The organism is Myxococcus faecalis, assembly GCF_050039385.1.
Classification (GTDB): domain Bacteria; phylum Myxococcota; class Myxococcia; order Myxococcales; family Myxococcaceae; genus Myxococcus; species Myxococcus fulvus.
Genome location: NZ_CP144336.1, coordinates 4,985,815 through 5,008,610, shown reverse-complemented (window position 1 = coordinate 5,008,610; position 22,796 = coordinate 4,985,815). Strand labels below are relative to the sequence as shown.

Genomic DNA, 22,796 nt, shown 5'->3' with positions numbered 1-22,796 from the left:
ACAGTCGTGACGGTGTGGACCTGGGTGGACCTGGCGCTGTGCGTGGCGCTGCTGCCGGTGGCGGTGGCGTGCGGCTATCTGCTGCTCCTGACGGTGCTGTCGTGGCGGCGTGCCGCCCCGGTGCCGCCCGCGCCCACGCGCAAGTTCGACGTGGTGATTCCGTCGCACAATGAAGAGCTGGGCATCGCCCGGACGGTGGCGAACCTGTCCGCGGTGGACTACCCGGCGTCGCTGCGGCGCATCCTGGTCATCGCGGACAACTGCTCGGATGCGACGGCGCAGAAGGCGCGCGAGGCGGGCGCGACGGTGCTGGAGCGGCAGGACACGCAGAAGCGCGGCAAGGGGTACGCGCTGGCGCACGCGTTCGAGTTCAGCCAGCAGGACGGCTTCGCGGACGCGGTGGTGGTGGTGGACGCGGACACGGTGGTGTCGCCGAACCTGCTGCACGCGTACGGGCGCAGGTTGGAGGACGGGGCGCACGCGGTGCAGGCGCACTACGGGGTGATGAACCCGACGGCGTCGTGGCGCACTCGGCTGATGACGATTGCGCTGGGCATGTTCCACAAGGTGCGCTCGCTGGGGCGCGAGGCGCTGGGGGTGTCCTGCGGCCTGCGTGGCAACGGGATGTGCTTCACGCACGCGGTGCTGCGCGAGGTGCCTCACGACGCGTTCAGCGTGGTGGAGGACCTGGAGTACGGCATCCGGCTGGGCCGCAAGGGGCACCGCGTGCACTACGCCTGGGAGGCGGAGGTGCAGGGCGAGATGGTGTCGGCGGAGAAGCAGAGCCGCTCGCAGCGTCAGCGCTGGGAGGGTGGGCGCGCGCAGATGCGCAAGCTGCACGGGTGGCCGCTGCTGAGTGATGCGTTGAAGCAGCGCAGTGGATTGCTGTTGGACTTGTCGATGGACGTGCTGGTGCCGCCGTTGAGTCAGTTGGTGCTGGCCGCGGTGGGCAGCGCGGTGGCGGCGTCGGTGCTGGTGTGGCTGTCGGGTGGGACGGCGGTGTGGGCCTCGGCGGTGGCGGGCTTCGGGCTGATGAGCCTGGGGGCGTACGTGCTGCGCGGGTGGTGGGTGTCCGGCGTTGGACCGCGAGGGCTGCTGGACCTGGCTTGGGCGCCTGTGTACGTGGTGTGGAAGGTGGGGTTGATGTTGCGCGGCCCTGGCGCGGAGAAGCGCGGCGAGTGGGTGCGCACCGAGCGCGAGGCCGAGCGGCGATGAAGTGGTGTTCCTGGGAGTGACGCGCGTCACTCCCACGTTCGTGAGGAAACGATGATGAAGCCTTGAGCCTCTCATGCGGCTCGGGAGCCGTCGGTTCTGGACGCTGCCCGCCTCTCTCGCTGCTTCGAGGTGGACGTCATGAAAGCTTTCATCGGTGGAGTGCCGTGGGTGCTGTTGTTGCTGCTCGCCGCTCCGGCGTGTTCCCAGAGTGCTCGTGATGCGCGCATCGTCGACACGACCGCGAGCGTCGACGAGAACCTGGAGTTCCTGAAGCGCATCGCCGTTGCACGTCCGCGAGGACGCGTCGATGCGACTCGCGCTATCGAGTATCTGGCTGAGGTGGCTCCAGGAGCCACGAACGAGCTCTCGACTCAAGCCGGCCCCCTCTCCCCCAACATCCCCGATACACACTACGGCATCACTCGAGGTGGGCTCGTCATGACCTGGCGAAGCCCTGAAGCGCCGACGCGACCACCTTACGAGTGCCTGGTGTGTCTCTGAAGCGCCGCTCCAAAAGATGGCGCGCGGCACGCAACCTCGTCGTGCGAGCCCATGACCTCCTGCCCGTGCTGAAACCATGATGGGGCCTGGAGCCTCGCGTGCGATGCGAGGCCCGCTCCGTCTGGATGATGGCCACCTCTCGATGCACCGAGGTGGACCTCATGAACGCTGTCATTCCACGACTGCTATGCGGGCTGCTGGTGCTGCTGGCCCCGCTGGCGCTCGCCCAGAACAGCAACATCATCGGCACCGTCATCGATGTGAAGAGCCGTCAGCCTCTTCCCGATGTCGTCATCACCGCGACGTCGCCCAGCCTCGTGGGTGAACGTAGCGCCGTCACCGACGCCAAGGGCGAGTACCGCATCCCTCAGCTCCCTCCGGGCGTCTACACCGTCCGGTACGAGCGGCAGCACTACAAGCGCTACGAGCGCGGGGACGTGCAACTGAGGCTCGACAGCACCCTCCGCATCAAGGTCGAGATGCTCGCCGATGACGCGCTCATCGTGCCCATCATCAGTACTCCGCCGACCCTCGGCCCGGGCTTCACCACCACGGGCGTCAACGTCGACCAGGAGTTCATCAAGCGCATCGACAAGGCTCGGCCTCCTGAACCGTCGCGCTCCTTCGAAGCACTGGCGGAACTGGCCCCGGGCCCCGCGCACGACGCATACGGCGTCCCCCTCAACGGGCAGGTTGCCGTCGCGAGCCCTCCACCCCAGCACGACGTCGCCCCCGCCCTGCCCGGCATGTCGATGACGCTGCGACTCCACCCAGTTCCCTCGCGCCAGGCGCCCACCCAGCCCCACCGCGACGAGCCGATGACCCGCTCGCGCTACTCCGACATGTACTTCAAGGGGTATGGGGTGAACCCCACCGTCAACACGGAGGAGGAGCGCTTCTCCACGTTCTCCGTCGACACGGACACGGCCTCGTACGCACTCACGCGCAGCTACCTGAAGCGCGGCGCCATGCCGGATGCGCGCGCCGTGCGCGTGGAGGAGTTCGTCAACAGCTTCGACTACGGCTACGCGAGCGCGAAGAGCGCGCCCTTCGCCGTCCACGTGCAGGGCTTCCCCTCCCCCGTGCGCAAGGGCTACCAGGTGCTGCGCATCGGCGTGAAGGCTCGCGAGGTCTCCCGCGCCGAGCGCAAGCCCAGCCACCTCGTCTTCGTCGTCGACGTGTCCGGGTCCATGGCCATGGAGAACCGGCTGGAGCTGGTAAAGCAGTCCCTGCGCATGCTGGTGTCGGAGCTGGACGAGCGCGACCTCGTGTCGCTCGTCGTGTACGGCTCACGGGCCCGGCAGGTGCTCCCGCCCACGAGCGCGCTTTACACGTCGCGACTGTTCAACACCATCAACGGGCTCCACACCGAAGGCTCCACCAACGCCCAGGCGGGACTCGAGCTGGGCTACCGCATCGCCGTGGAACACCTGCGCGAGGGCGGCATCAACCGCGTCATCCTCTGCTCGGACGGCGTGGCCAACGTGGGCATCTCCGACGCGGATGGCATCTGGGAGAAGGTGAAGTCGCTCGCGGCGCGGGGCATCACCCTGTCCACCGTGGGCTTTGGCATGGGCAACTACAACGACGTGCTGATGGAGCGGCTGTCCCATGTCGGCGAGGGGAACTACGCCTACGTCGACGAGCTGAAGGAGGCCCACCGCGTCTTCGTGGAGAACCTCACGGGCACGCTCCAGGTGGTGGCCAAGGACGTGAAGCTCCAGGTGGAGTTCGACCCGAAGGAGGTCTCCCTCTATCGGCTGCTCGGGTACGAGAACCGCGCGTTGACGGCCGAGCAGTTCCGCGAAGACCGCGTCGATGCGGGCGAGGTGGGCGCGGGCCACTCGGTCACCGCCCTCTACGAGGTGAAGCCGCGCGAGAACGCCCGGACGCTGGGCACGCTGCGCATCCGCTACAAGTCGTCCGAGGGCGGCAGCTCGAAGGAGCTGGCGACCCCGTTGCCCCGAGCCACCCTGCGCCCGAGCTATGCCCAGGCCAGCGAGTCCACCCGACTGGCCTACGTGGCCTCCGCCTTCGCCGAGAAGCTCCGAGGCTCGTACTGGACGCGGCCGCTGACCTACGACTCCCTCCTGGAGCTGTGGAGCGGGGTGGGTCCGGAGCTGAAGGAGCGCGAGGACGTGCAAGAGCTGGGTGACCTCATCCGCCGGGCCGGGGGCCTGGACCGGAGGGTGGACCCGTTCGAGGCCTTCGCCCCCTTGCGGACCATGGACTTCGACCGTCCGCCCTCGGGCTGGTGAGTGGGGCTTCCCGCCCTGTCGACCCGAAATGACGCCTTGGGTCGTATCTCCATCATGTCCAGGGCCTCGCATCATGACCGAGCCATGATGAACCCGGGGACCCGCGCGGGAGATTCTCCCCTCGTGGTCCCGGATGATGGTGTTCGTTCTCCCGAGGCCTTGGAGTCGAGCACGTGACGCCCTTCCTTCGCGGTGTGCTGTGTGGACTCGTGTGGATGCTCTCTCCGGCCGCCGGGGCACAGGAGGCCGGCCCGAGCGTCGAGGCACAGGCCCCGGCTTCGACCCAGGCAACGGAGGCACCGTGTGCCACGGTCGAGGAGGAGGCTCCGCCCCGGTCGCAGGTGATTCGCAAGCCCAGCCGGCCGGTCGTCACGCTCGACGCGGGGCGAAGCGCCTGGCCTGTCGAGACGTTGCGCCTCGAGACGGGCGGCCCGACGGTGGACGTGGGCTCGATGACCACGGGCGTGCGGGTGGACCAGGAGTTCCTCCAGCGCATCGCCGTGCGTCCCGCGGTCACGGAGTCGCACGAGGCGTCCGGAGCCACGCGGGAGACGTCGGCCCTGGAAGACGCGCTGAGCGGAGCTTCTGCACGGCGTGACACCGCGGAGCCCGAGCTCCGCTTGCGGCGCTTCCGGTCCCTCGCGGAGCTGGCCCCGGGGACTCCCGAGCAGGTCGTCCTCGAAGCCTCGGAAGGACGCCACGCCCAGGAGCCCGAGGCACGCGTCGTGAGTCGCTGATCCGCGGCCCCCGACCCGAAGGCCCCCGGAGCTGAGTCGGCGGCCCACGTCACCACGATGGGGAGCCCCATGCCGGAACGGTGATGGAGCGCGGAGCCGAGCATGCGGTTCGCGTCAGCCCGAGCCGGGAGAATGGCTCCTCTCCCCGAGCCACACCGAGGCCGCCTCCGTGCTGACGCACTACGTGCCCTATCTGCTCTGCATGTTGGTGCTCATCGTCACGGTGCCTGTCCTGACCCGAGCGGAGAGCCGCGAGTACGCGCCACCGCCGGGAGTGCTGCTGGGCATCGTCATCGACGGAGACAGTGGCGAGCCGCTCGTGAGGGTGAAGGTCAGCGCCAGCGCATCGGGCCACACGGGGGCCCATGTGACCTGGACGGACCCGGCGGGGCGCTATCGGCTGCCCTTGCTCCCCGCGGGGACGTACACGCTGCGGTTCGAGCACCCGGACTACGCACCCTCGTCCCGCACGGACATCCTGCTGCGAGCCAACGGCGCCATCCGCTCACGGGTGGCACTGCGCCCGAGCAGCGGTTCCCAGGCCCGAAGCCCTGCATGAAACTAAAATTCTGTTTAAGTTTCGTGCGGTGACGGGCCCGATTTGGCACGAAACTAAAATCCAACTTAAGTTTCGTGCATGACGGGCAAGCGCGAGCAGGCGCCGGACTGGAATCGGCTCTTCGAGTTCGCCTTGGGACAGGCGGGCCTGTTCACGACGAAGCAGGCGGCGGAGGCGGGTTATTCGCCTCAGCTCCTCGTCCACTACCTGCACATCGGCAAGGTGGTCCGGATCCGGAGAGGGGTGTACCGATTGGTGCACTACCCCCAGGGCCAGGACGAAGCACTCGTCACCGTGTGGCTCTGGTCGGAGCAGCAGGGCGTCTTCTCACACGAGACGGCACTCGCCCTGCATCAGCTCTCGGACGTGCTGCCCTCTCGACTCCACCTGACCCTTCCCACGACGTGGAAGCAACGCAGGCTTCGCGTTCCTCCCGGCGTCGTCATCCATCACGCCGCGCTCGACGATGCCGAGCGCACCTGGCCCGCCGCGGTGCCCGTCACTTCGCCCCTGCGCACCCTGACGGACTGCGCGGCCGCCCAGCTCGCTCCAGACCTGCTCCAACAAGCCATCGCGCAGGCCCTCGAGCGCGGACTCATCCGCAAGTCCGACCTCGCTCGCATCCAGAAGGCGAGCGTGGCGAAGGCGCCGCGGACACGATGAGCGTTCGCCGCTACCTGACCGGCGACGCCTTCAGAAATGCTCTCGAGCAACGGTTGAGGAGGAACGCCTCTCACGGGGACGACTTCAACCGACGGCGTCAGCTCCTCGTCTTCCACCGCTTCCTCGCGCGTGCGTCCCAGGTCTTCGCGGACGCCATCACCCTCAAGGGAGGACTGGTGCTCGAGCTGAGGCTTCAGCGAGCACGCACGACCCGGGACGTCGACCTGCGTCTGACGGGGGACCCACGCGACCTGCTCGCGCGCATCCAGCAGGCAGGCCAGTTGGACCTCGGAGACTTCATGCGCTTCGAGCTCCGGCTCGACCCCCACCACCCCGACATCCAGAACGAGGGAGTGCGCTACGACGGACGTCGGTTCCGCGCGGAGTGCCGAATCGAGCGAGACCTCTTCGGCCAACCCTTTGGTGTCGACGTGGCCATCGGAGACCCGATGCACGGAGCACCCGAACTCATCGAGGTGGAAGACACCCTCGGCTTCGCCGGCATCCCTCCGCCCAGGCTCCACGTCTATCCGCTCGAGACGCATCTGGCGGAGAAGCTCCACGCCTATACGCTGCCTCGCACGCGGCCCAACACCCGGGTGAAGGACCTCCCGGACCTCGCGCTCCTGGGAAGCATCCGCCCGCTCGAATCGAGGCGCCTGCGTCAGGCCCTCATGAGGACCTTCTCCTTCCGGAGGACGCACGGCCTCCCGTTCTTCCTGCCCTCGCCACCCCCCGAGTGGCACCGGCCCTATCAGGCCATGGCCACCCAGGACGGCCTGCCGTGGAAGACGCTCGACGTGCTCACGGAAGCAGTCCGCGCCTTCCTGGACCCTGTCCTCCTCGACGAGGACCTCGATGCAGCCTGGAGCCCCACGGCCTGGACGTGGACGTCCAGGCCCTGAGGAACACGGCTCAGTCCGCCAGGGGCATGCCCCAGTCGGGCTGCCCGCGCTCGCCCAGCACCCATCGGTACACCTCCAGCACCTGCTCCGCCTTCGCCTTCCACGTGAAGTGCTTGAAGATGCGCTCCCGCGCCCGCTCCCCCATGGGTCGAATCACCGACGGGTCCTCGACCAGCTTCGTCAGCACCCCGCGCACCCGCGCCACAATCTCCTCCGGCGTCCCGATGGGCACCGCGAACCCCGTCGCCGGGCTGACAATCTCCCCCGGACCGCCGTAGTCCATGACGATGGGCACCAGCCCCAACGCCATCGCCTCGCACACCACCGCCCCGCCGAACTCGCGCACGCTCGGGAACCCGAACACGTGGTTCTTCGCCAGCCGCCCCTGCAGCTCCTGGTGCTTCACCCACCCGGCGAACGTCACCCCGGACTCGATGCCCTCCCTGGCCGCCTGCGCCTTGAGGTTCGGCATCTCCTGCCCGTCGCCGATGTACTCCAGCACCACCTTGCCCTCACGGATGAGCGGCGCCGCCGCCTCCATCAACATCGCCATGCCCTTGTACGGCACGAAGCGCCCCACGAAGGCCACCCTCAAGGGCAGCTCCACCGGCCCCTCCGACTTCGCCGTCCCGAAGCGCCGCGTGTCGATGGCGTTCTCCGGCACGTACACCGTCTTCCCCTGCCACTCCGGCGCCACCTGGCCCCGCGTCGCCCGCGAGCCCGTGATGATGGCCGACGCGTTCTCCCGCGTGGACTTGTAGAAGGGCATCAGCTTGTACGCGTCCCGCACGTAGCTCAGCCACTCCTTCTCCCGCCGCCGCGCGCCACCAAACCCCTTGGGCCACGGCAACCCGCCGTTGAGCGGCCCCATCACGAACGGCACCCCCGCCGCCTTGCAGCGCCGCGCCAGCGTGCTCGGCGTCGTCGGGCTGATGGGCGTGTAGCGATGCACCAGGTCGAACTCCCGGGCCTTGATGCGCGCGCCGAAGCGCTGCCACAGCACCTCCTCGAAGTAGTAGTACGGCAGCACGCTCAACGCCGTCGCCGTCGTCCAGCCCACGCCCGCCTTGCCCCGCAGCAGCTCGCCCACCTTGTCGAGCGGCTTCTCCACCGGCGTCGAATCCAACGCCGTGAACTGCGAGCCCTCCTGCACCCCCTGCTTCAGGATGTTCTCCCGGTTGCGCACCTGCGTGACCAGGTGCACGTCGGCGACCTCGGTCAGCGCGCGGTAGAGCGACCAGCCTTCCAGCGGGACACTCACCCAGTCGGGGTTGCACAGCTCGGCAATCAGGAGGACGCGTGGTCTGGGAGCAGGCATACGTGAGGCTTCATCTATCCCAACCGGCCCGCCAGATGTAGCCTCCCCTCCGTCGTGACGTACGCCCCGGACCGGCCCTCCTACCTGCGCTTCGTGGCGCTGCTTGGCTTCCTGGTGCTCGCCACCGTGGGAGGGGCCCTCCTGCACCCTGTGGTCGCTTTGGCCCCAGTGCTGCTCGTGGCCGTGCTGTGGCTGGTGGTCAAGGTCCCCATCCGCTACCCGGTGATGATCGTCACCTACCTGGTGCTCGCGGTGGACTACGTCCCGGAGCGGCCCCAGTCCGGGTTCTGGCCGTCCCCCCTGCACCCCCTGGGGGAGCTGCTCTTCGCCCAGCTCAGCTACATCACCAAGATTGGAGCGCTGCGCTTCCCGCTGGTGGACGTGCTCATCGTCGGCCTGTTGGGCCTGGCGATGTACCGGCGGGTGACGAAGTCGAAGATCGACCCGCCCGCGCTGCCCATGCCCCGGCCGCTCATCGCCGTGGTGGCGCTGTCACTCATCGCCATCCTCTTCATGGAGGTGCGCGGGGTGATGCGCGGCGGGGACTTCAAGAACTCGCTGTGGCAGTGGCACCAGGCCGCGATGATGCCGTTCATCGTCGCCATGTTTCACTACGCCATGCGCGGCCCGGAGGACTGGCCCATCTTCGCGCGCACCGTCATCGCCGCGGGGCTCACCAAGGCCGCCATCAGCGTCTACTTCGGCGCCATCGTCGTGCCGTCCATGGGCGTCTTCGTCGAGTACACCACGTGTCACTCGGACTCGATGACGTTCAACTTCTGCCTGCTCGTCGCCACCATGCGCTTCCTGGAGAAGCCCAAGGGGGCGCACGCGCTGCGCGGGCTCTTGCTCATGTTCTGCATCTTCATGGGCATGGTCTACAACGACCGCCGGCTCGCCTACGTCAGCTTCGTGGGGTGCCTGCTGGCCGGCTACCTCATCACGCCCTGGCCCGCCATCAAGCGCACCTTCACCCGAGGGCTCGTGCTGCTGGCGCCGCTGATGCTCGTCTACTTCGCGGTGGGCTGGAACGCGCGCGGCGGCGCCTTCGCGCCCGTGCACAAGGTGCGCTCCCTCATCGACGGCGAGGGCGGCGAGGGCAACCTGGACTATCGTGACATCGAGAACCTGGACGTCATCGCGACGTGGACCCAGTTCCCGCTGCTCGGCACCGGCTATGGCCACGAGTTCCTCGAGCCCATCCCGCTGCCCAACATCGCCTTCGTCTTCCCCCAGTACCGCTACCACCCGCACAACTCGCTGCTCGGCTTGTTCGCCTTCGGAGGGATGGTCGGCTACACGGGCGTGTGGATGTACCTGGTGGTGACCATCTTCCTGGCCGTGCGCGCGTACCATCGCTCGCACATCGCCGAGCACCGCGCCGCCGGGCTCATCATCGTGGGCTCCGTCATCTGCTACATCAACCAGGTGTTCGGAGACATGGGCATCATCTCGTACATCTGCACGTTCGTCGTGTCGCTGTGCGTGGTGACGTCCGGCAAGCTGGCCGTCGCCACCGGCGCATGGCCCATGCCGCACACCGCCCTGGTCCCCCCCGCGCCCTCCGCGCCCGTGCCGCCTCCGGGCGCCATCATCCACACCAACCCCGAGGACACCCAGGCCCCCGCGCTCGCGAAGCACGGCTGAGCGCACGGCACTTCAGTCTCCGCCCGACAGGCCCACGGTGAAGCCCTCCGCCGTCAGCGCCACCGACTCCACGCGCTCCAGCGCGGGATACGAGAAGCCCGCCTGGGCCTTCAGGAACACCGCCGCTCGCGCCGCGCCGGGCAGCCCCGGCCCCTTCGTCGCGAGCCCTCCAGAGCGCCCCACCGCCGCCGTCGCCAGCATCACGAAGACCCGCGCCGCGTCGTCGCCCAGCACCTCGCCGTAGGCCTCACCCGCGGCCTCCAGCTCCTCGAACGAGCGCGCCAGGTCCACGCGCCGCACCAGCACCACCCACGCATCCAGCACGCGCCACAGCGTGTCCACGCCCAGGTAGGCCATCGCCGTCGCGGTGAGCAGCGCCGCCAGTCCCTTCGACACCGGCTCGGGCAGCGACCACAGCATCAGGTACATCGCCACCGAGGACGTCAGCGTCGCGCGGAGCGCCACCGGGTCCCCCACCCCCCGCAGGGACTCCGCCGTCTCCTCCCAGACGTCCTCCATCGCGATGGCCAGCGCCAGCGCGTACTTGCCATCACTGCCGAGCAGCGGCCCCTCCTCGAGCAACCGCAGACAGTCCCCCGCGCGCAGCTCGCTGGCACACCAGCGGCCGTACCCGCGCGTCAGCGTCTCGTCCGCATACGACTCCAGCAGGTGCGGTGAGGTCTCATCCGCGCCCTCTTGCACCGCGTGGAGCCTGCGCCCTTCATACAGATACACGCCGCCCCGCTCCGGGACACCGAAGCGCAGCCGCGCCTCCCGCAGCGGATGCGCGAAGGGCCTCACGTCCCGGGCGAGCTTCGTCATCGCCTCCTGGAACGTGTCCTCCCCCAGCTCCACCGGCCCGGAGTCCTCCTCGACGGGGAGGTGACGGACGGACGCTCCCGAGCCCAGCTCCAGACGAACGCTCCGCGTCGTCGAGCACCCCGTCACGATGAACAAGCACAGACACAAGGACACAGCCCGACCACGACCCATCTCAGCCCTCCGGCATGGGCGCCGAAATCACCTGATGGGTTTCACATACCAACCGACTCCGACATCCCACGCCGATGCGACACGTGTCTCACGCATCGCCCGCGTCACGCCCGGCCCGGGCGCCTCAGCTCACGGGCCGGGGCAACACGACATGGAACGTGCTGCCGCCGCCGGGCCGCCCCGAGGACTCCGCCCAGACGCGCCCGCCGTGGCGCTCGACGATGCCTCGCGCGATGGCCAGCCCCAATCCCAGACCTCCGTACGACACGCCATGCGCGCGTCCGAAGCGCTCGAAGATGTTCTCCAGCCGGTCCGCCGGAATGCCCAGCCCGTGGTCCAGCACCTCCACGTGCACCCACCGGCCCTCCTCGCGCGCCCGCAGGCGGATGTCCCCTCCGTCCGGCGAGTAGCGCAGCGCATTGGACACCAGGTTGGAGAGCACCTGGTCCAGCCGCTCGCCATCGGCGCGCAGCACCAGCCCCTCGGGGGCCTCCACGTGGATGTCCCGCCCCTCCGGCAAGGGCTCGAAGTGCTCCGCCACCTCGTGAAGGAGCGCGCGCACGTCCACGTCTCCCTCCTCCAACAACAGCTCCCCGCGCTGCAGCCGCCCCATGTCGAGCAGGTTCTCCACCAGCCGCGCCATGCGACCCACGCTGCGCTGGATGCCCTCCAGGGCCCGCGCCACGTTCGGGGTCTGCTCCTCCCCCGCCTTCTTCCTCGCCAGGTCCGCGTAGCTGCGCGCCGCCTGCAGGGGCGTGCGCAGCTCGTGCGCCGCCAGGGTGAGGAACATGTCCTTCGCCTCGTTCGTCGCGCGCAGCGTCTCCACCGCGCGTCGCGCGTCGTCGATGTCCGTCGCCGTCGATATCCACCCGACCAGCCGCCCCGCGCCATCGCGCTCCGGCAGCGTGCGGCACAAGAACCAGCGGAACTCGCCATCCGTCGCGCGCCGAAGCCGGTACTCCTGCTCCTCCGGCATCCCCGAGCGGCGCAGCACCTCCCACGTCGCCTGGACCTTCCCCAGGTCATCGGGATGGAAGCAGCGCAGGTTCTCCTCGCGCTGGCGCCCCTGCTCCGCCGTCAGCCCCGCGTAGTCCAGCCAGCCCCGGTTCGCGTAGCTGATGGTGCCGTCCGCCAGGAGCGCCCAGACGAACTGCGGCATCGAGTCCACCAGCCGGCGGAAGCGCAGCTCGCCCTGTCGCTCGAGCATCCGCCGCTCGCGCTCCCACAGCGCCGCCTCCTGTCGCTGCAGGGCCCGCTGCTGGACATACAGCGCGACGAACGCCTCCGCCTTCCAGCGCAGCACCTCCGGGTGGAACGGCTTCACCACGTAGTCGGCCGCGCCGGACGCATAGCCGCTCACCAGGTTCGCCTCATCGCGCCCGTGCGCGGTGAGGAAGATGATGGGCGTGTACCGCGAGCGCTCACGCTGCCGGATGATGCGCGCCGTCTCGAAGCCGTCCATCCCCGGCATCTGCACATCCAGGAGGATGAGCGCGAAGTCCTCGCGCAAGAGCCACCGCAGCGCCTCCGGCCCCGAGGCCGCCTTCACCAGCTTCTGGCCCATGGGCTCCAGGATGGCTTCCAGCGCCAGCAGGTTCGACGCGTGGTCATCCACCAGGAGGATGCTCGTCGTCCGTGGCTCCACCCGGGCAGGAGCATGGGGGGTGAGTTGCTCGGTGCCTTCCAAGGCCATTCCTCCCTTCCCTCCCTCCGTCAGACCCCATCGCTTAATCAGCGCGGCTCCAACGGTCAGCCCCCATGTAACTCCCCGGTCCGGCCCCTCACCGGGGAACCCCGCGCTCGGACGCCTGGACGCCCTGCCCCGAAGGCGCCCGCCCGCTTCTCCTCCCAGGGTATGGAGCCGACGACGCGGTGGCACGCTCCGCCGTCCCTCCGTGACGCAGGCGCAGGCCGCCCATGAGGGACAGGGAGCGGCGGACAGGGGCCCGCCCGCCCCCCTGCTTTCGACTACCCCGCCGCGCGCTGGAGCATCAGCGCGAGCATGTCCGCGCTGCGCTCGCTGCTGAACTGCGTCTCCACCTTGCGCCGGCCCGCCTCACCCAGCCGCTCGGCCTCGCGCGGATTTCGCGCCACGGCCTCCAGCTTCTCGGCCAGGACAGAGGGCGCCTGCGGCGGCACGAGCATCCCGTCCACGCCGTCGTCCACCAGCTCCTTCACCCCGCCCGCGCCCGTCACCACCACCGGCGCGCGCATGGCCATGGCCTCCATGATGGCCACGCCCAAGGGCTCCTGGAGGCTCGCCAGCGCGAAGATGTGCGCGCGCTCGATGCCGTCGCGCACCACGTCCTCGCCCACCGCGCCCAGCAGCGTCACCGCGTCGCCCAGCTTGGACTCCGCGAGCTTCGCCTCCAGCACCTTGCGGTACGTGGTGCCACCCGCCTCGTCCTCACCCGCGATGGACAGCCGCGCGTCGATGCCCTTGGCCCGCAGCATCCCCACCGCGTCGATGAGGTCCGCGTGCCCCTTGCACGGGTTGAGGCGTCCGCACGAGAAGAGGCGCAGCGGCCCCTCGCCCGTCCACGCCGCGTACGGCGTCGAGCGGTTGAACTTGCCCAGCTCCACGCCCATCGGCGCCAGCTCGATGTCCTTGGGCAGGCTCCCCGCCAGCTCCTGGTTCACCTCGCCCAGCAGCTTCTTGGTGATGACGAACGCGAACCTGGCGTGCCGCCACTTCTCCCGCTGGTTCGGCCCGTAGTCGTCCAGCGGCCCGTGCAGCGTCATGCTGTACGGCAGCCCCGACAGCAGGTTCGCGAACAGCGCCACGTGCGCGGCGTTGGCGCACGAGTGCACGTGCACGTGCGTCCACCCGCGCTCACGCGCCAGCGACGCCAGCCGTCCGCCCATCACCGCGAAGGCCAGCAGCCGCGCGCGGCCCTTCGCGTCCAGCCCCTCCGCGCGGGCGATGGAGGCCAGGCACCGCGCCCAGCCCGTGGGCATGGCGCGGGCAATCTCCGCCACGGCCTTCACCACGCCGAGCGGCCCGGGCGGGGCCAGGTACTCGGTGCGGGCCATGGCCTCGCGCGCCCAGCTGTGGGAGATGATGCGCGCGGGCGGCGGCTGGGTGGAGACCAGCTCCGGCGTCACGCCCTTCCCGGGAAGGGCCTGCAACTCTCGCCAGAAGAAGATGTGTGTCTGTCCGGGAAACTCGGGGATGAGATAACCAATCTTCGGCACCTGCTTTCCATAACACGCCCGCTCCCACGGCCCCACGGGGAGGGCCCGGAAGCCCCCGGACTCATTGGGGCAGGTCGCAGGGCACCCGCTCCCCCGCCCGCCCGCCAGGTCATTGGGTCGACACCGTGCGTTGGGCTATACCGGGCGGCGCTCCATGGCCGATTCCAGCGCACCGCCCTCCACCTCGGACGCCGAGGTTCCCGACAGCACCGTGCCCTCACCGGCACTGCAGCGGCTGTGGTTCGCCCTGGAGCGCACCGGCTGGAGCTTCCTCACCGTGGTCCCCGCGCACCCGGGCGCCCCCGCGCTGGAGGCCGCCACCGCCATCCTGGAGGCCGGCGCGCCCTACGCGGCCACGCAGAAGATCCACCTGGATGACGCCATCGGCCTGTCCCCCGCCGAGGCCCCCCGCCGGGTGCTGGAGCTGCGCGAGCGCGTGGCCCGGGGCGAGCGCGTGGTCGCCGTCATCGACTCCGTCCTCACCCGCCCCGCCAGCCTCCCCGTGGCGCTCGCCGCCGACGGCGTCCTCTTGTGCGTCACCCTGGGGGAGACGGACTTCGGCTCGGCGCGCAAGACGATGGAGTTCATCGGCCCGGAGCGCTTCGTGGGCAGCGTCACCTTCCCCCGGCAGAAGAAGGGCCGGGGTCTTTTCTCCCGCCAGAAGAAGAAGCCATGACGCCCTCGGACGCCTCCACGCCCCGCCTCAGCGTCGTCGTCGCCACCTACAACCGACTGCCCCTCATCACCCGGCTGCTCGGGCAGCTCGCCCAGCAGACGCTCCCGCCCGAGCGCTACGAGGTCGTCGTCGTCGATGACGGCTCCAAGGAGCCGGTGAAGGCTCCGCTCGACGCGCTCGGCGAGAGCCTCCCCTACGCCCTGCGCGTGGAGGTTCAGGCCAACGCGGGCGCGGCGGCGGCGCGGCACCGGGGCGTGCTCGCGGCGCGGGGGGACATCGTCCTCGTCACCGACGACGACATGCAGGTGGAGCGGGACTTCCTGGAGCGGCACCTGGCGCACCACCCGGAGGGCTCGCGGCACGTGGTGCTGGGCCGCATCCGTCCGGACCCGTCCATCGGCGACATGCCGCTGTTCGAGCGCTGGTACGCGTACCTCAACCACCGCATGGCGGAGGAGCTGTCCACCCCCGGCGCGCGCGCGCACGGCAACCACCTGTACACGGGCAACGTGTCCTTCCACCGCGAGGACTACGTGGGCGTGGGCGGCTTCGACAAGTCGCTGGGCCAGTCCGAGGACGTGGAATTGGGCGTGCGGCTGGAGAAGGCGGGCTGCGCGTTCGTGTTCGCCAGCGACGCGCACGTGCTGCATGGCAGCGACCACGTGTCCTTCGAGCGCTGGCTCAAGCGCGCGAACCGCTACGGCATGTTCGACACGCACGTGGCGCGCAAGCACCCGGACGTGCGCGGCGTCAACCCGTGGCGGCTGCTCTTCGAGACGAACCCGCTGGCGCGCCCGCTGCTCGCGGCCACCGTCGTCGCGCCCGAGGCCACGCGCGTGCTGACGGGCGCGGTGATGAGCGCCGCGAAGGCCGCGGACAGGCTGGGCCTGGAGAAGGCCGCGTTCGCGGGCACGTCGGTGGTGTACGGCATGGAGTATCTGCGCGGCGCTCGCAACGAGGCCGGCGGCTGGACGGGTATCGCCCGTGAGGTGGTCCGCTACCTCCAGGGCGGGGGGAACCGATGAACTTCCTGAAGTCGAAGCGCTCGATGATTGGCGCGCTGGTCTCCGATGCGATGGAGCTGGCCCGCGCCGCTAATGGCCACACCGACGCGAAGTCCGTCGCCAAGGTGGTGCTCACCAGCGACTCGTACCGCATCACCGCGCTCAACCGCGCCCGCGAGGCCGCGCTCGACTACCACATCCCCCTGGTCAACCACGTGCTGCGCGTGGCGCAGACGGCGGTGCTGGGCATCGAAATCGGCAAGGACGTGACGCTGGGCAAGGGCGTGTACTTCGTGCACAGCCTGGGCATCGTCATCGGCGGGGACGCGCGCATCGGCGACCGCGTGCGCTTCTACGGCAACAACACCGTGGGCACCGCGAAGGACAACGGCTACCCCGTCATCGAGGATGACGTGTGGATTGGCGCTGGCGCTCGCATCCTCGGGCCGGTGCGCATCGGCGCGCGCTCGCGCATCGGCGCCAACGCCGTGGTGCTGCAGGACGTGCCGCCGGACAGCGTGGCCGTGGGGATTCCCGCGCGCGTCTTCCCGCGCAAGGACACGGACGACGTGGTGCTGTGAGGGCCCCCAGGCCCGGGGGAGTCGAATCCATGGAGGCAGGTGTGAAGGGTGCGCGGAGCAAGGCGGGCGCCGCCGTGGTGGTCTGCACGCTGGCGGTCGCCGGTGGCTCGGTGGCGCTGGCGCGCGGCAGTGAGCCCGCGGGTGAGGTGAAGCCCGCGGTGGGTGACGCCGCGAAGCCGGGCGAGACGAAGCCCGCGGCCGTCGAGGCGGCGAGCACCGCCCCGGTGGTCCTCTACGACGGCGGCCTGGGCCAGGGCTGGAAGGACATCGGCTGGGCGCCGCGCGAATTGCCCAAGGGCGCTCCGGCGCGCATGCGCCTGTTCAACTACGGCGGCTGGATTCTCTATCAGCCCAAGCTGTCGGGCAGCTTCGGGGCGCTGTCCCTGCGCCTGAGCGCGCCGGAGTCCTACGGCGAGTTCCTGGAGGTGCGGCTGGACACGCCGGGCGCGGTGTCCTTCCCGCGCGTGCCCATCACGGCGGACCTGCAGGTGCGCAAGGACGGCGAGTGGGCCGACATCGTCATCCCCATGGAGCTGCTCAACCCCAAGGGGGAGGCGTTCGACCGCGTGGTGCTGCGCGCGTCGAAGGACGTGGGGCGGGACTGGGTGCTGCTCGACAAGGTGGCGCTGGTGCCGCTGCCGCCGGACGTGGCCGCCGCGCTGGCCGCCGGTGGAGGCCGCACGGGCAAGGGCAGCGGGCGCGACACGTCGATGACCATCGACTGCACGGCGCCCGGGCATGACATCAGCCCGCTCATCTACGGCATCGCGCTGGACGGCCTTCGCGAGAAGAAGGACCAGCACCAGTACAAGCTGGGCGCGACGACGCGCCGCTGGGGCGGCAACCCCACCTCCCGCTACAACTGGAAGCTGGGCGGCGCGTGGAACACGGCCAACGACTGGTTCTTCCAGAACGTGGACATCGGCCTGAGCTACACGGACTTCCTCGAGTCCAACCGGAAGAACGGGATGAGCTCCGCGCTCACCGTGCCGCTGCTCGGGTGGGTGGCCAAGGACACGCGCTCGGTGGGCTTCCCGGTGGCGACCTTCGGCCCGCAGCGCGGCGAGGACAACGGCTCCGGCAACGGCGTCACGCGCGACGGCACGCCGCTCAAGCCCGGGCCTCCGTCCCAGACGAGCACCGAGGCCTCGCCCGAGTTCGTCGCCGAGTGGGTGCGCGCCATCCGCGAGCGAGATGCGGCTCGCGGCGAGCGCAGCGTGCACATGTACATCCTCGACAACGAGCCCATGCTCTGGAACTCGACGCACCGGGATGTGTTCCCGGAGCCGTTGACGTACGACGGGCTGTTGTCGCGCACGATTGCGTACGGCACCGCGGTGCGGAAGGCGGACCCGGACGCGCTCATCGCGGGCCCCGCCGAGTGGGGCTGGACGAACTACCTCTGGTCCGCCGCGGACTTCGCGCCGGGCAAGGCGCCGCACTCGGACCGCCGCGCGCATGGGGACGTGCCGCTGCTCCCCTGGTACCTGCGGCAGCTGCGCGAGCACGAGAAGAAGACGGGCGTGCGCATCCTGGACGTGGTGGACCTGCACTTCTACCCGCAGACGAACGTGGGCGTGGGGTTGGAGGGGAACACGGACCCGGAGACGAACGCGCGGCGCATCCGCTCCACGCGCGCCTTGTGGGACCCGACGTACAAGGACGAGTCGTGGATTGGCGAGCCGGTGCGGCTGCTCCCGCGCATGAAGGAGTGGATTGCGCAGAACTACCCGGGCCGGCGCATCTCGATTGGTGAGTACAACTTCGGCGCGTTCGGCCACATGAGCGGAGGCCTGGCGCAGGCCGAGGCGCTGGGCCGCTTCGCGCAGGAGAACATCTACTCCGCCTACTTCTGGCAGTACCCGACGAACGGCAGCCCGGTGTTCTGGGCGTTCCGCGCGTTCAGGGACTTCGACGGGCGGGGTGGCCGCTTCCAGGACGTCTGGGTGCCGGCGAAGGCGGAGGAGGGCACGAGCGTGTTCGCCTCGCGCAACAAGGACGGCACCAAGGTGGTGGCGGTGGTGCTGAACTTCGACCCGGACCAGGCGGCGCAGGCGCGGGTGAAGCTGAACGGCTGTGGGACGCTCGAGAACGTGCGCGTGCTGGGGTACTCGGGCGCGCCGGGCGGGTTCCTGCAGCAGCCGGCGGGAAACCATACGGCGGCGGGGCTGACGCAGCGGCTGCCGCCCTACTCGATGACAGTGCTTGATTTGACGGTGAAGAAGCCATGAGTACCGCGACTCCGGACACGAAGCAGACGACGCCGTTCACCACGGGCCACCCTCGGCTGAGCATCGGCCAGCTGACCATCGACCAGCTCACCTTCGAGGAGGCGGTGCTGGAGATTGGACGGCTGGTGGACTCACGCCAGGGTGGCTACGTGTTCACGGCCAACGTGGACCACGTGGTGCTGGCGGAGGACAACGCGCAGTTCCGCGAGGCGTACTCGCGCGCGGCGATTTCGGTGGTGGATGGGATGCCCATCGTCTGGGCGTCGAAGGCGCTGGACGTGGCGTTGCCCGAGCGCATCGCGGGCTCGGACCTGATTCTGCCGCTGATGAAGCTGGGGGCGGAGCGCAAGTGGCGGGTGTACCTGTTGGGCGCGGGCCCCGGGGTGGCGGAGAAGGTGGCGCGAATCGTGGGGGAGAAGTTCGGGGTGGAGGTGGTGGGGTGGGATTCGCCGATGGTGCGCACGGACGCGGGGGACGCGCAGAACGACCCGATTGTCGCGAGCATCCGGGAGAAGGACCCGCACCTGCTCTTCGTGGCGCTGGGCAGCCCGAAGCAGGAGGTGTGGATTTCGCAGGTGTCGCAGAAGCTGGGCCCCACGGTGGCGATTGGCGTGGGGGCGGGGTTCGACTTCATCGCGGGCACGGCGAAGCGCGCCCCTCAGTGGATTGCCAAGGCGGGCTTCGAGTGGCTGTACCGCCTGGCCAATGAGCCCAAGCGCCTGTGGCGCCGGTACATCCTGAATGACTCGCGCTTCGCCACGATTCTGGCGCGCGAGCTGTGGAAGCGCACGGGCGGGAAGCCGGAGTAGGCGATGGACGCCTGTCCGAAGCGGCGCGCCACCCACGCGCCGCCTCGAGCACGTCACGTCACTCCCCCAGGCTGAGCCGCAGGCCGTAGGGGATGGTCTGGTTCTTCGCCCAGCCCGGCTCCACCTTCACCTGGTCGTCGCGCACGAGCGTCGCCGAGTCCGAGCCGTCGAACGACACCGCGTCATCCACGCCGAGCTTCACCAGCGCGTCGCGAATCTCCGAGAGCGTCTTGCCCGGCTTGGAGCCGTCCTCCTGCGCCACCACGTACGTCGTGCCCGTGTCCCGGTCGTAGCCGACGATGACCTTGCCAACCTCCTTGCCCCGCTCCTCCTGCGCACGGAAGCTCTCGTTGTTCCGCTGCGTCAGGTCCCCCGCGAACGCCCCGGGGTCTCCCTTGTCCGGCGCCGCCGCGTCCGTGCCCGGCTTGTACTGATTGCCCACGCCGTACGGCGTGCCGTCGATGATGACCGGCACCGCGCCACCAAACGCCAGGTTCGCGTCCTTCGGCGGATCCCCCTGCCCGAACTTCATGCCCGAGTCCGTCCACGCCGCGTAGAAGCGGTCCGGATCCGAATTTCCCGCAATCACCTCGCCGTTCTTCACCACCTGCCCCACCGGGTTCGTCCCCCACGCGGCGAAGTCGTAGAAGCTCGTGTTGACGATGGTGTCACTGCCCGGCTGCTTCCCCGCCGCCTGCGCCTCCTCGGTGAACGACGGCGAGAGCCCGAGCACGTCCGCCACACTGCCCCCGTTCTCCACCAGCGACGCCTTCGGGTTCCTCATCGCGACGACGTGGAGGCCCCCGTCCTCGAACTCCACCGGCTGACGCGGGTTCGCCTTCAACGTCTCCGACACCGACACCGCCAACCGCTCGCCCTCCTCGGGCGTCGTCGGCAGCTTCAGCTGCTGCGTGTCGGCCGAGCGCCGCGCCTCGCGCTGGAGCACGTCCACCGTCGCGCCCTTGCGGCTCAACGTGATGTCGCCGTTGCCCGGCAACGCGTGCCCGTCCGTCCCCGCGCCCGGCAGCCGCGCGTACGACGCGTCGTCCACCACGTGGATGCCGACGCCGCGCGCGTCCAGGTCCTCCAGCGCCTTCTTGCCCTCGGGCGTCGAGCCCAGCTCCGTGCGCAGCCGCTCCACGGACGCCTTGTTCGCCGCGTCCGCCAGCTCCTTCGTCTTGGCGGCATGGGCCTCGAGGATCTCCTGCCGCAGCCCCATGTTCTGCGGCAAATCCTTGGGCGGCCCCGCCTTCACGTGCGCGTCGTAGCGGTCCCACGCCTGCTGCTCGGCCGGGCTCGCGTCCGCCACCATCATGTTCCGCAGCTCGGGCGACAGCTTCGCCTTCTCCAGCTCCGCGGCGCGCTCGGGCGAGCCGGGCGGCGTGTCGAAGATGCGCTGGGCGTCCGTCGCCGGCACGCTGCCCACCTCCTGGTACTGCGGCTGCGCCTTCTTGTACGCCTCCATGGACTCGTACGACTGGTTCGTCGTCGGGTCCAACACCTGCTCGCCCTGGCGCACCACCACGTGTCCCGTCTGCCCCTCGGCCCCCGGCCGCTGGTCCTGCAGGAACACCATCTCCGAGCGCGCACGCAGCTCCGGCGATGCCTTGTCCACCCAGTCCGCCGCCACATCCAGGCAGTTGACCTTCCCGTCCTTCGCGTCCTCCGTCAGCAGCGTGGAGCCCTCCGCGCTCCCCGTCGGCGAGGGCACGTTGCCCAACAGCTTGTCCATGCCCTCTCTGCGCGGCGCGGCGTCGAACGACGACACGTCCGACGTGGCGGCCCTCGGCTTCACGCCGTTGACGCTCTTGTCGTCGAACGGCTGCGCCAGCCCCTGCTGCGTCGCCAGCACGTTCGCCTGACCCATGGCGCCCTGCGCCTGCCGGGCCGTCCGCGCCGCCTTCTCCTCCGCGGCCCGCAGCGCCTCGTCCGCCTTGGATGCGCGCTGCTCGGCCACCTTCTGGGCCTTGGCCGCCGCCTCGGCCTCCTTGCGAGAAGCCTTCTGCTCCTCGGGCGTCTGCCCAGGCTGCTGGGCCTGCTGCTTCGCCTTCGCCGCTTCCGCGCGAGCCTTCTCCTGCGCGAGCCGCGCCGCCTCCGCGGCCCTGCGGGCTGCCTCCGCCGCCTTGCGCGCAGCTTCCGCCGCCTTGCGCGCAGCCTCGGCCCGCTGCCGGGCTTCCTCGGCGCGTCGTGCCGCGTCCGCTCCAGATGCCCCCGAGGACGAACCTGTCGAAGAGCCACCCCGAATCGACGTCGTGCCGCCCATCAGTCACCCCTTTTCGGAAATCGAGACCGTCTACCGATTCTCGTTCCTACGAATTCCGGAGTTCCTAGGGACGCTCGCCGAGCCCGATTTAGTTGCCCGCGAGACAGGACCTCGCGTCGAACGGTCGTTGCGTATCGTGGCTTTCCACGAGGCGCAGCAGCCCGCGCAGCCATCGTGCGGGCCTCGAGACCGAAGAACGACCCCGCGCGCGATGCTGAAGACGCTCGGCACCGCCACGAAGCAGCCCCTCCGGATTGTTTCCAGAACGGAAACAGTGCTCTTCCCAGGAGCCCGTTTTTCGCCCCGACCCGAATCCGTACTGTTCCCCTCGTCAACGCCGCACACCGCGCCGACGCGGTGAACCGAGAGGGAACACGTCATGAGCGCCACCGTTCAGCAGACCCAGGGCCAGCCGGATACCATCGTCCTCATCCACGGCATGTGGATGACGCCGCGCAGCTGGCAGGGCTGGATTCAGCGCTACGAGAAGGCCGGCTACCGCGTCATCGCCCCGACGTGGCCGGGGCTGGAGGGCGGAGTCGAGGCGCTGCAGAAGGACCCGACGCCGCTCAACAACCTGGGCGTGAAGGACATCGTCGACCACTACGAGCGCATCATCCGCGCGCTGCCCACCCCGCCCATCCTCATGGGCCACTCGTTCGGCGGCGCCTTCGTGCAGCTGCTGTTGGACCGGGGCGTGGGCGCGGCGGGCGTGGCCATCCACTCGGCGCCCGTGAAGGGCGTCTACACACTGCCCTTCACCACCATCAAGTCGACCGCGTCGACGCTCCTCAACCCCGCCAACGTCAAGCGCCACGCGCCCATGACGCCCGAGCAGTTCCACTACGCCTTCACCAACACGCTGACGCAGGAGGAGTCGGACGAAATCTACCGCACCCAGTACATCCCCGGCTCGGGCCGGGCGCTGTTCCAGGGCGCGCTGGCGAACCTGACGCCGCGCTCGGAAGTCACGGTGAATCTGCGCAACGACGCGCGCGCCCCGCTGCTGTTCCTCTCGGGTGACCTGGACGTCATCCTCCCGGCCAGCATCCAGCGCGAGAACGCGAAGCGCTACGCGAAGTCGAGCGCCGTCACGGAATACGTGGAGGTGCCCGGCCGCTCGCACTACACCGTGGCCCAGCCCGGCTGGGAGGCCATCGCGGACCAGGCCTTGAGCTGGGCCGTCGAGCACGCCGCCGCCCGCAACTGAAGTTCCCTGTCTTGAAGAAAACCCGGGGAGT

Annotated in this window: 18 protein-coding genes and 1 pseudogene; 14 read left to right on the top strand and 5 right to left on the bottom strand. The window is 69.7% G+C overall.

The window, feature by feature from the left end; translation table 11 throughout:
• Nucleotides 1–6 precede the first annotated feature (6 nt).
• The 7 genes from epsU to VZQ01_RS19990 all read left to right on the top strand — a co-directional run bounded on the left by epsU (nt 7) and on the right by VZQ01_RS19990 (nt 6,838).
• The gene (epsU, locus tag VZQ01_RS20020) at nt 7–1,215 is read left to right on the top strand and encodes an exopolysaccharide biosynthesis GT2 family glycosyltransferase EpsU (RefSeq protein WP_223784171.1); all 1,209 of its coding nucleotides are present in this window, start codon (nt 7–9) and stop codon (nt 1,213–1,215) included.
• Between the two features lie 138 nt (nt 1,216–1,353).
• Nucleotides 1,354–1,716 carry a hypothetical protein gene (locus VZQ01_RS20015; protein ID WP_223784172.1) on the top strand — a complete coding sequence of 121 codons (363 nt, stop codon included), beginning with the start codon at nt 1,354–1,356 and terminating at the stop codon, nt 1,714–1,716.
• A 161-nt stretch (nt 1,717–1,877) separates the two neighbouring features.
• The gene (locus tag VZQ01_RS20010; protein ID WP_426748706.1) at nt 1,878–3,974 is read left to right on the top strand and encodes a YfbK domain-containing protein; all 2,097 of its coding nucleotides are present in this window, start codon (nt 1,878–1,880) and stop codon (nt 3,972–3,974) included.
• A 173-nt stretch (nt 3,975–4,147) separates the two neighbouring features.
• Entirely contained in the window at nt 4,148–4,711 is a 564-nt protein-coding gene (locus tag VZQ01_RS20005; RefSeq protein WP_248543713.1) for a hypothetical protein, read from the top strand.
• Nucleotides 4,712–4,880: 169 nt separating this feature from the next.
• The gene (locus VZQ01_RS20000) at nt 4,881–5,270 is read left to right on the top strand and encodes a carboxypeptidase-like regulatory domain-containing protein (RefSeq protein WP_426748705.1); all 390 of its coding nucleotides are present in this window, start codon (nt 4,881–4,883) and stop codon (nt 5,268–5,270) included.
• Between the two features lie 78 nt (nt 5,271–5,348).
• Nucleotides 5,349–5,933, top strand: a complete 585-nt coding sequence (locus VZQ01_RS19995) for a type IV toxin-antitoxin system AbiEi family antitoxin domain-containing protein (RefSeq protein ID WP_426748704.1) — start codon at nt 5,349–5,351, stop codon at nt 5,931–5,933.
• Between the two features lie 53 nt (nt 5,934–5,986).
• Nucleotides 5,987–6,838 (top strand): nucleotidyl transferase AbiEii/AbiGii toxin family protein, encoded by an 852-nt coding sequence (locus VZQ01_RS19990; protein ID WP_426748703.1) that lies wholly within the window; start codon nt 5,987–5,989, stop codon nt 6,836–6,838.
• A 10-nt stretch (nt 6,839–6,848) separates the two neighbouring features.
• Here the strand turns inward: VZQ01_RS19990 and epsH are convergent, their stop codons facing one another.
• Nucleotides 6,849–8,156: an exopolysaccharide biosynthesis glycosyltransferase EpsH gene (gene epsH / locus VZQ01_RS19985; protein WP_223750952.1), complete on the bottom strand. Its 1,308-nt coding sequence runs from the start codon at nt 8,154–8,156 to the stop codon at nt 6,849–6,851.
• 54 nt (nt 8,157–8,210) lie between these two features.
• On the opposite strand from epsH, the gene wzy reads away from it, so the two are divergent.
• Complete coding sequence (gene wzy / locus VZQ01_RS19980) at nt 8,211–9,803, top strand: exopolysaccharide repeat unit polymerase (RefSeq protein ID WP_426748702.1); 1,593 nt, start codon at nt 8,211–8,213, stop codon at nt 9,801–9,803.
• Nucleotides 9,804–9,827: 24 nt separating this feature from the next.
• Here the strand turns inward: wzy and sitA5 are convergent.
• From sitA5 to epsE, 3 genes and pseudogenes are all read right to left on the bottom strand, one after another.
• Nucleotides 9,828–10,796, bottom strand: a pseudogene (gene sitA5 / locus VZQ01_RS19975) (SitA5 family polymorphic toxin); the annotation flags it as partial.
• A gap of 124 nt (nt 10,797–10,920) precedes the next feature.
• A complete protein-coding gene (epsF, locus tag VZQ01_RS19970) occupies nt 10,921–12,489 on the bottom strand; it encodes a response regulator EpsF (RefSeq protein WP_223750950.1) in 1,569 nt (522 codons plus the stop codon).
• Nucleotides 12,490–12,764: 275 nt separating this feature from the next.
• Nucleotides 12,765–13,991 carry an exopolysaccharide biosynthesis GT4 family glycosyltransferase EpsE gene (epsE, locus tag VZQ01_RS19965; RefSeq protein ID WP_426748701.1) on the bottom strand — a complete coding sequence of 409 codons (1,227 nt, stop codon included), beginning with the start codon at nt 13,989–13,991 and terminating at the stop codon, nt 12,765–12,767.
• Between the two features lie 154 nt (nt 13,992–14,145).
• Between epsE and VZQ01_RS19960 the strand changes: the two genes are divergently transcribed.
• From VZQ01_RS19960 to epsA, 5 genes are read left to right on the top strand one after another with little or no spacing between them, the layout of a single operon-like run.
• Entirely contained in the window at nt 14,146–14,667 is a 522-nt protein-coding gene (locus VZQ01_RS19960; protein WP_426748700.1) for a hypothetical protein, read from the top strand.
• Nucleotides 14,664–15,692 (top strand): exopolysaccharide biosynthesis glycosyltransferase EpsD, encoded by a 1,029-nt coding sequence (gene epsD / locus VZQ01_RS19955; RefSeq protein ID WP_426748699.1) that lies wholly within the window; start codon nt 14,664–14,666, stop codon nt 15,690–15,692. Before VZQ01_RS19960 ends, epsD begins: the two co-directional genes overlap by 4 nt.
• Nucleotides 15,693–15,715: 23 nt before the next feature.
• Nucleotides 15,716–16,252: a serine O-acetyltransferase EpsC gene (gene epsC, locus VZQ01_RS19950; protein WP_426748981.1), complete on the top strand. Its 537-nt coding sequence runs from the start codon at nt 15,716–15,718 to the stop codon at nt 16,250–16,252.
• A gap of 29 nt (nt 16,253–16,281) precedes the next feature.
• Complete coding sequence (epsB, locus tag VZQ01_RS19945; RefSeq protein WP_426748698.1) at nt 16,282–18,483, top strand: GH44 family glycoside hydrolase EpsB; 2,202 nt, start codon at nt 16,282–16,284, stop codon at nt 18,481–18,483.
• A complete protein-coding gene (gene epsA / locus VZQ01_RS19940) occupies nt 18,480–19,292 on the top strand; it encodes an exopolysaccharide biosynthesis glycosyltransferase EpsA (protein WP_426748697.1) in 813 nt (270 codons plus the stop codon). The genes epsB and epsA overlap by 4 nt, the downstream gene beginning before the upstream one ends.
• Nucleotides 19,293–19,350: 58 nt before the next feature.
• On the opposite strand, the gene VZQ01_RS19935 is transcribed toward epsA, so the two are convergent.
• Nucleotides 19,351–21,555 carry a phosphodiester glycosidase family protein gene (locus tag VZQ01_RS19935; RefSeq protein ID WP_426748696.1) on the bottom strand — a complete coding sequence of 735 codons (2,205 nt, stop codon included), beginning with the start codon at nt 21,553–21,555 and terminating at the stop codon, nt 19,351–19,353.
• A 379-nt stretch (nt 21,556–21,934) separates the two neighbouring features.
• Between VZQ01_RS19935 and VZQ01_RS19930 the strand changes: the two genes are divergently transcribed.
• Nucleotides 21,935–22,765: an alpha/beta hydrolase gene (locus tag VZQ01_RS19930; protein ID WP_426748695.1), complete on the top strand. Its 831-nt coding sequence runs from the start codon at nt 21,935–21,937 to the stop codon at nt 22,763–22,765.
• Nucleotides 22,766–22,796 lie beyond the last annotated feature (31 nt).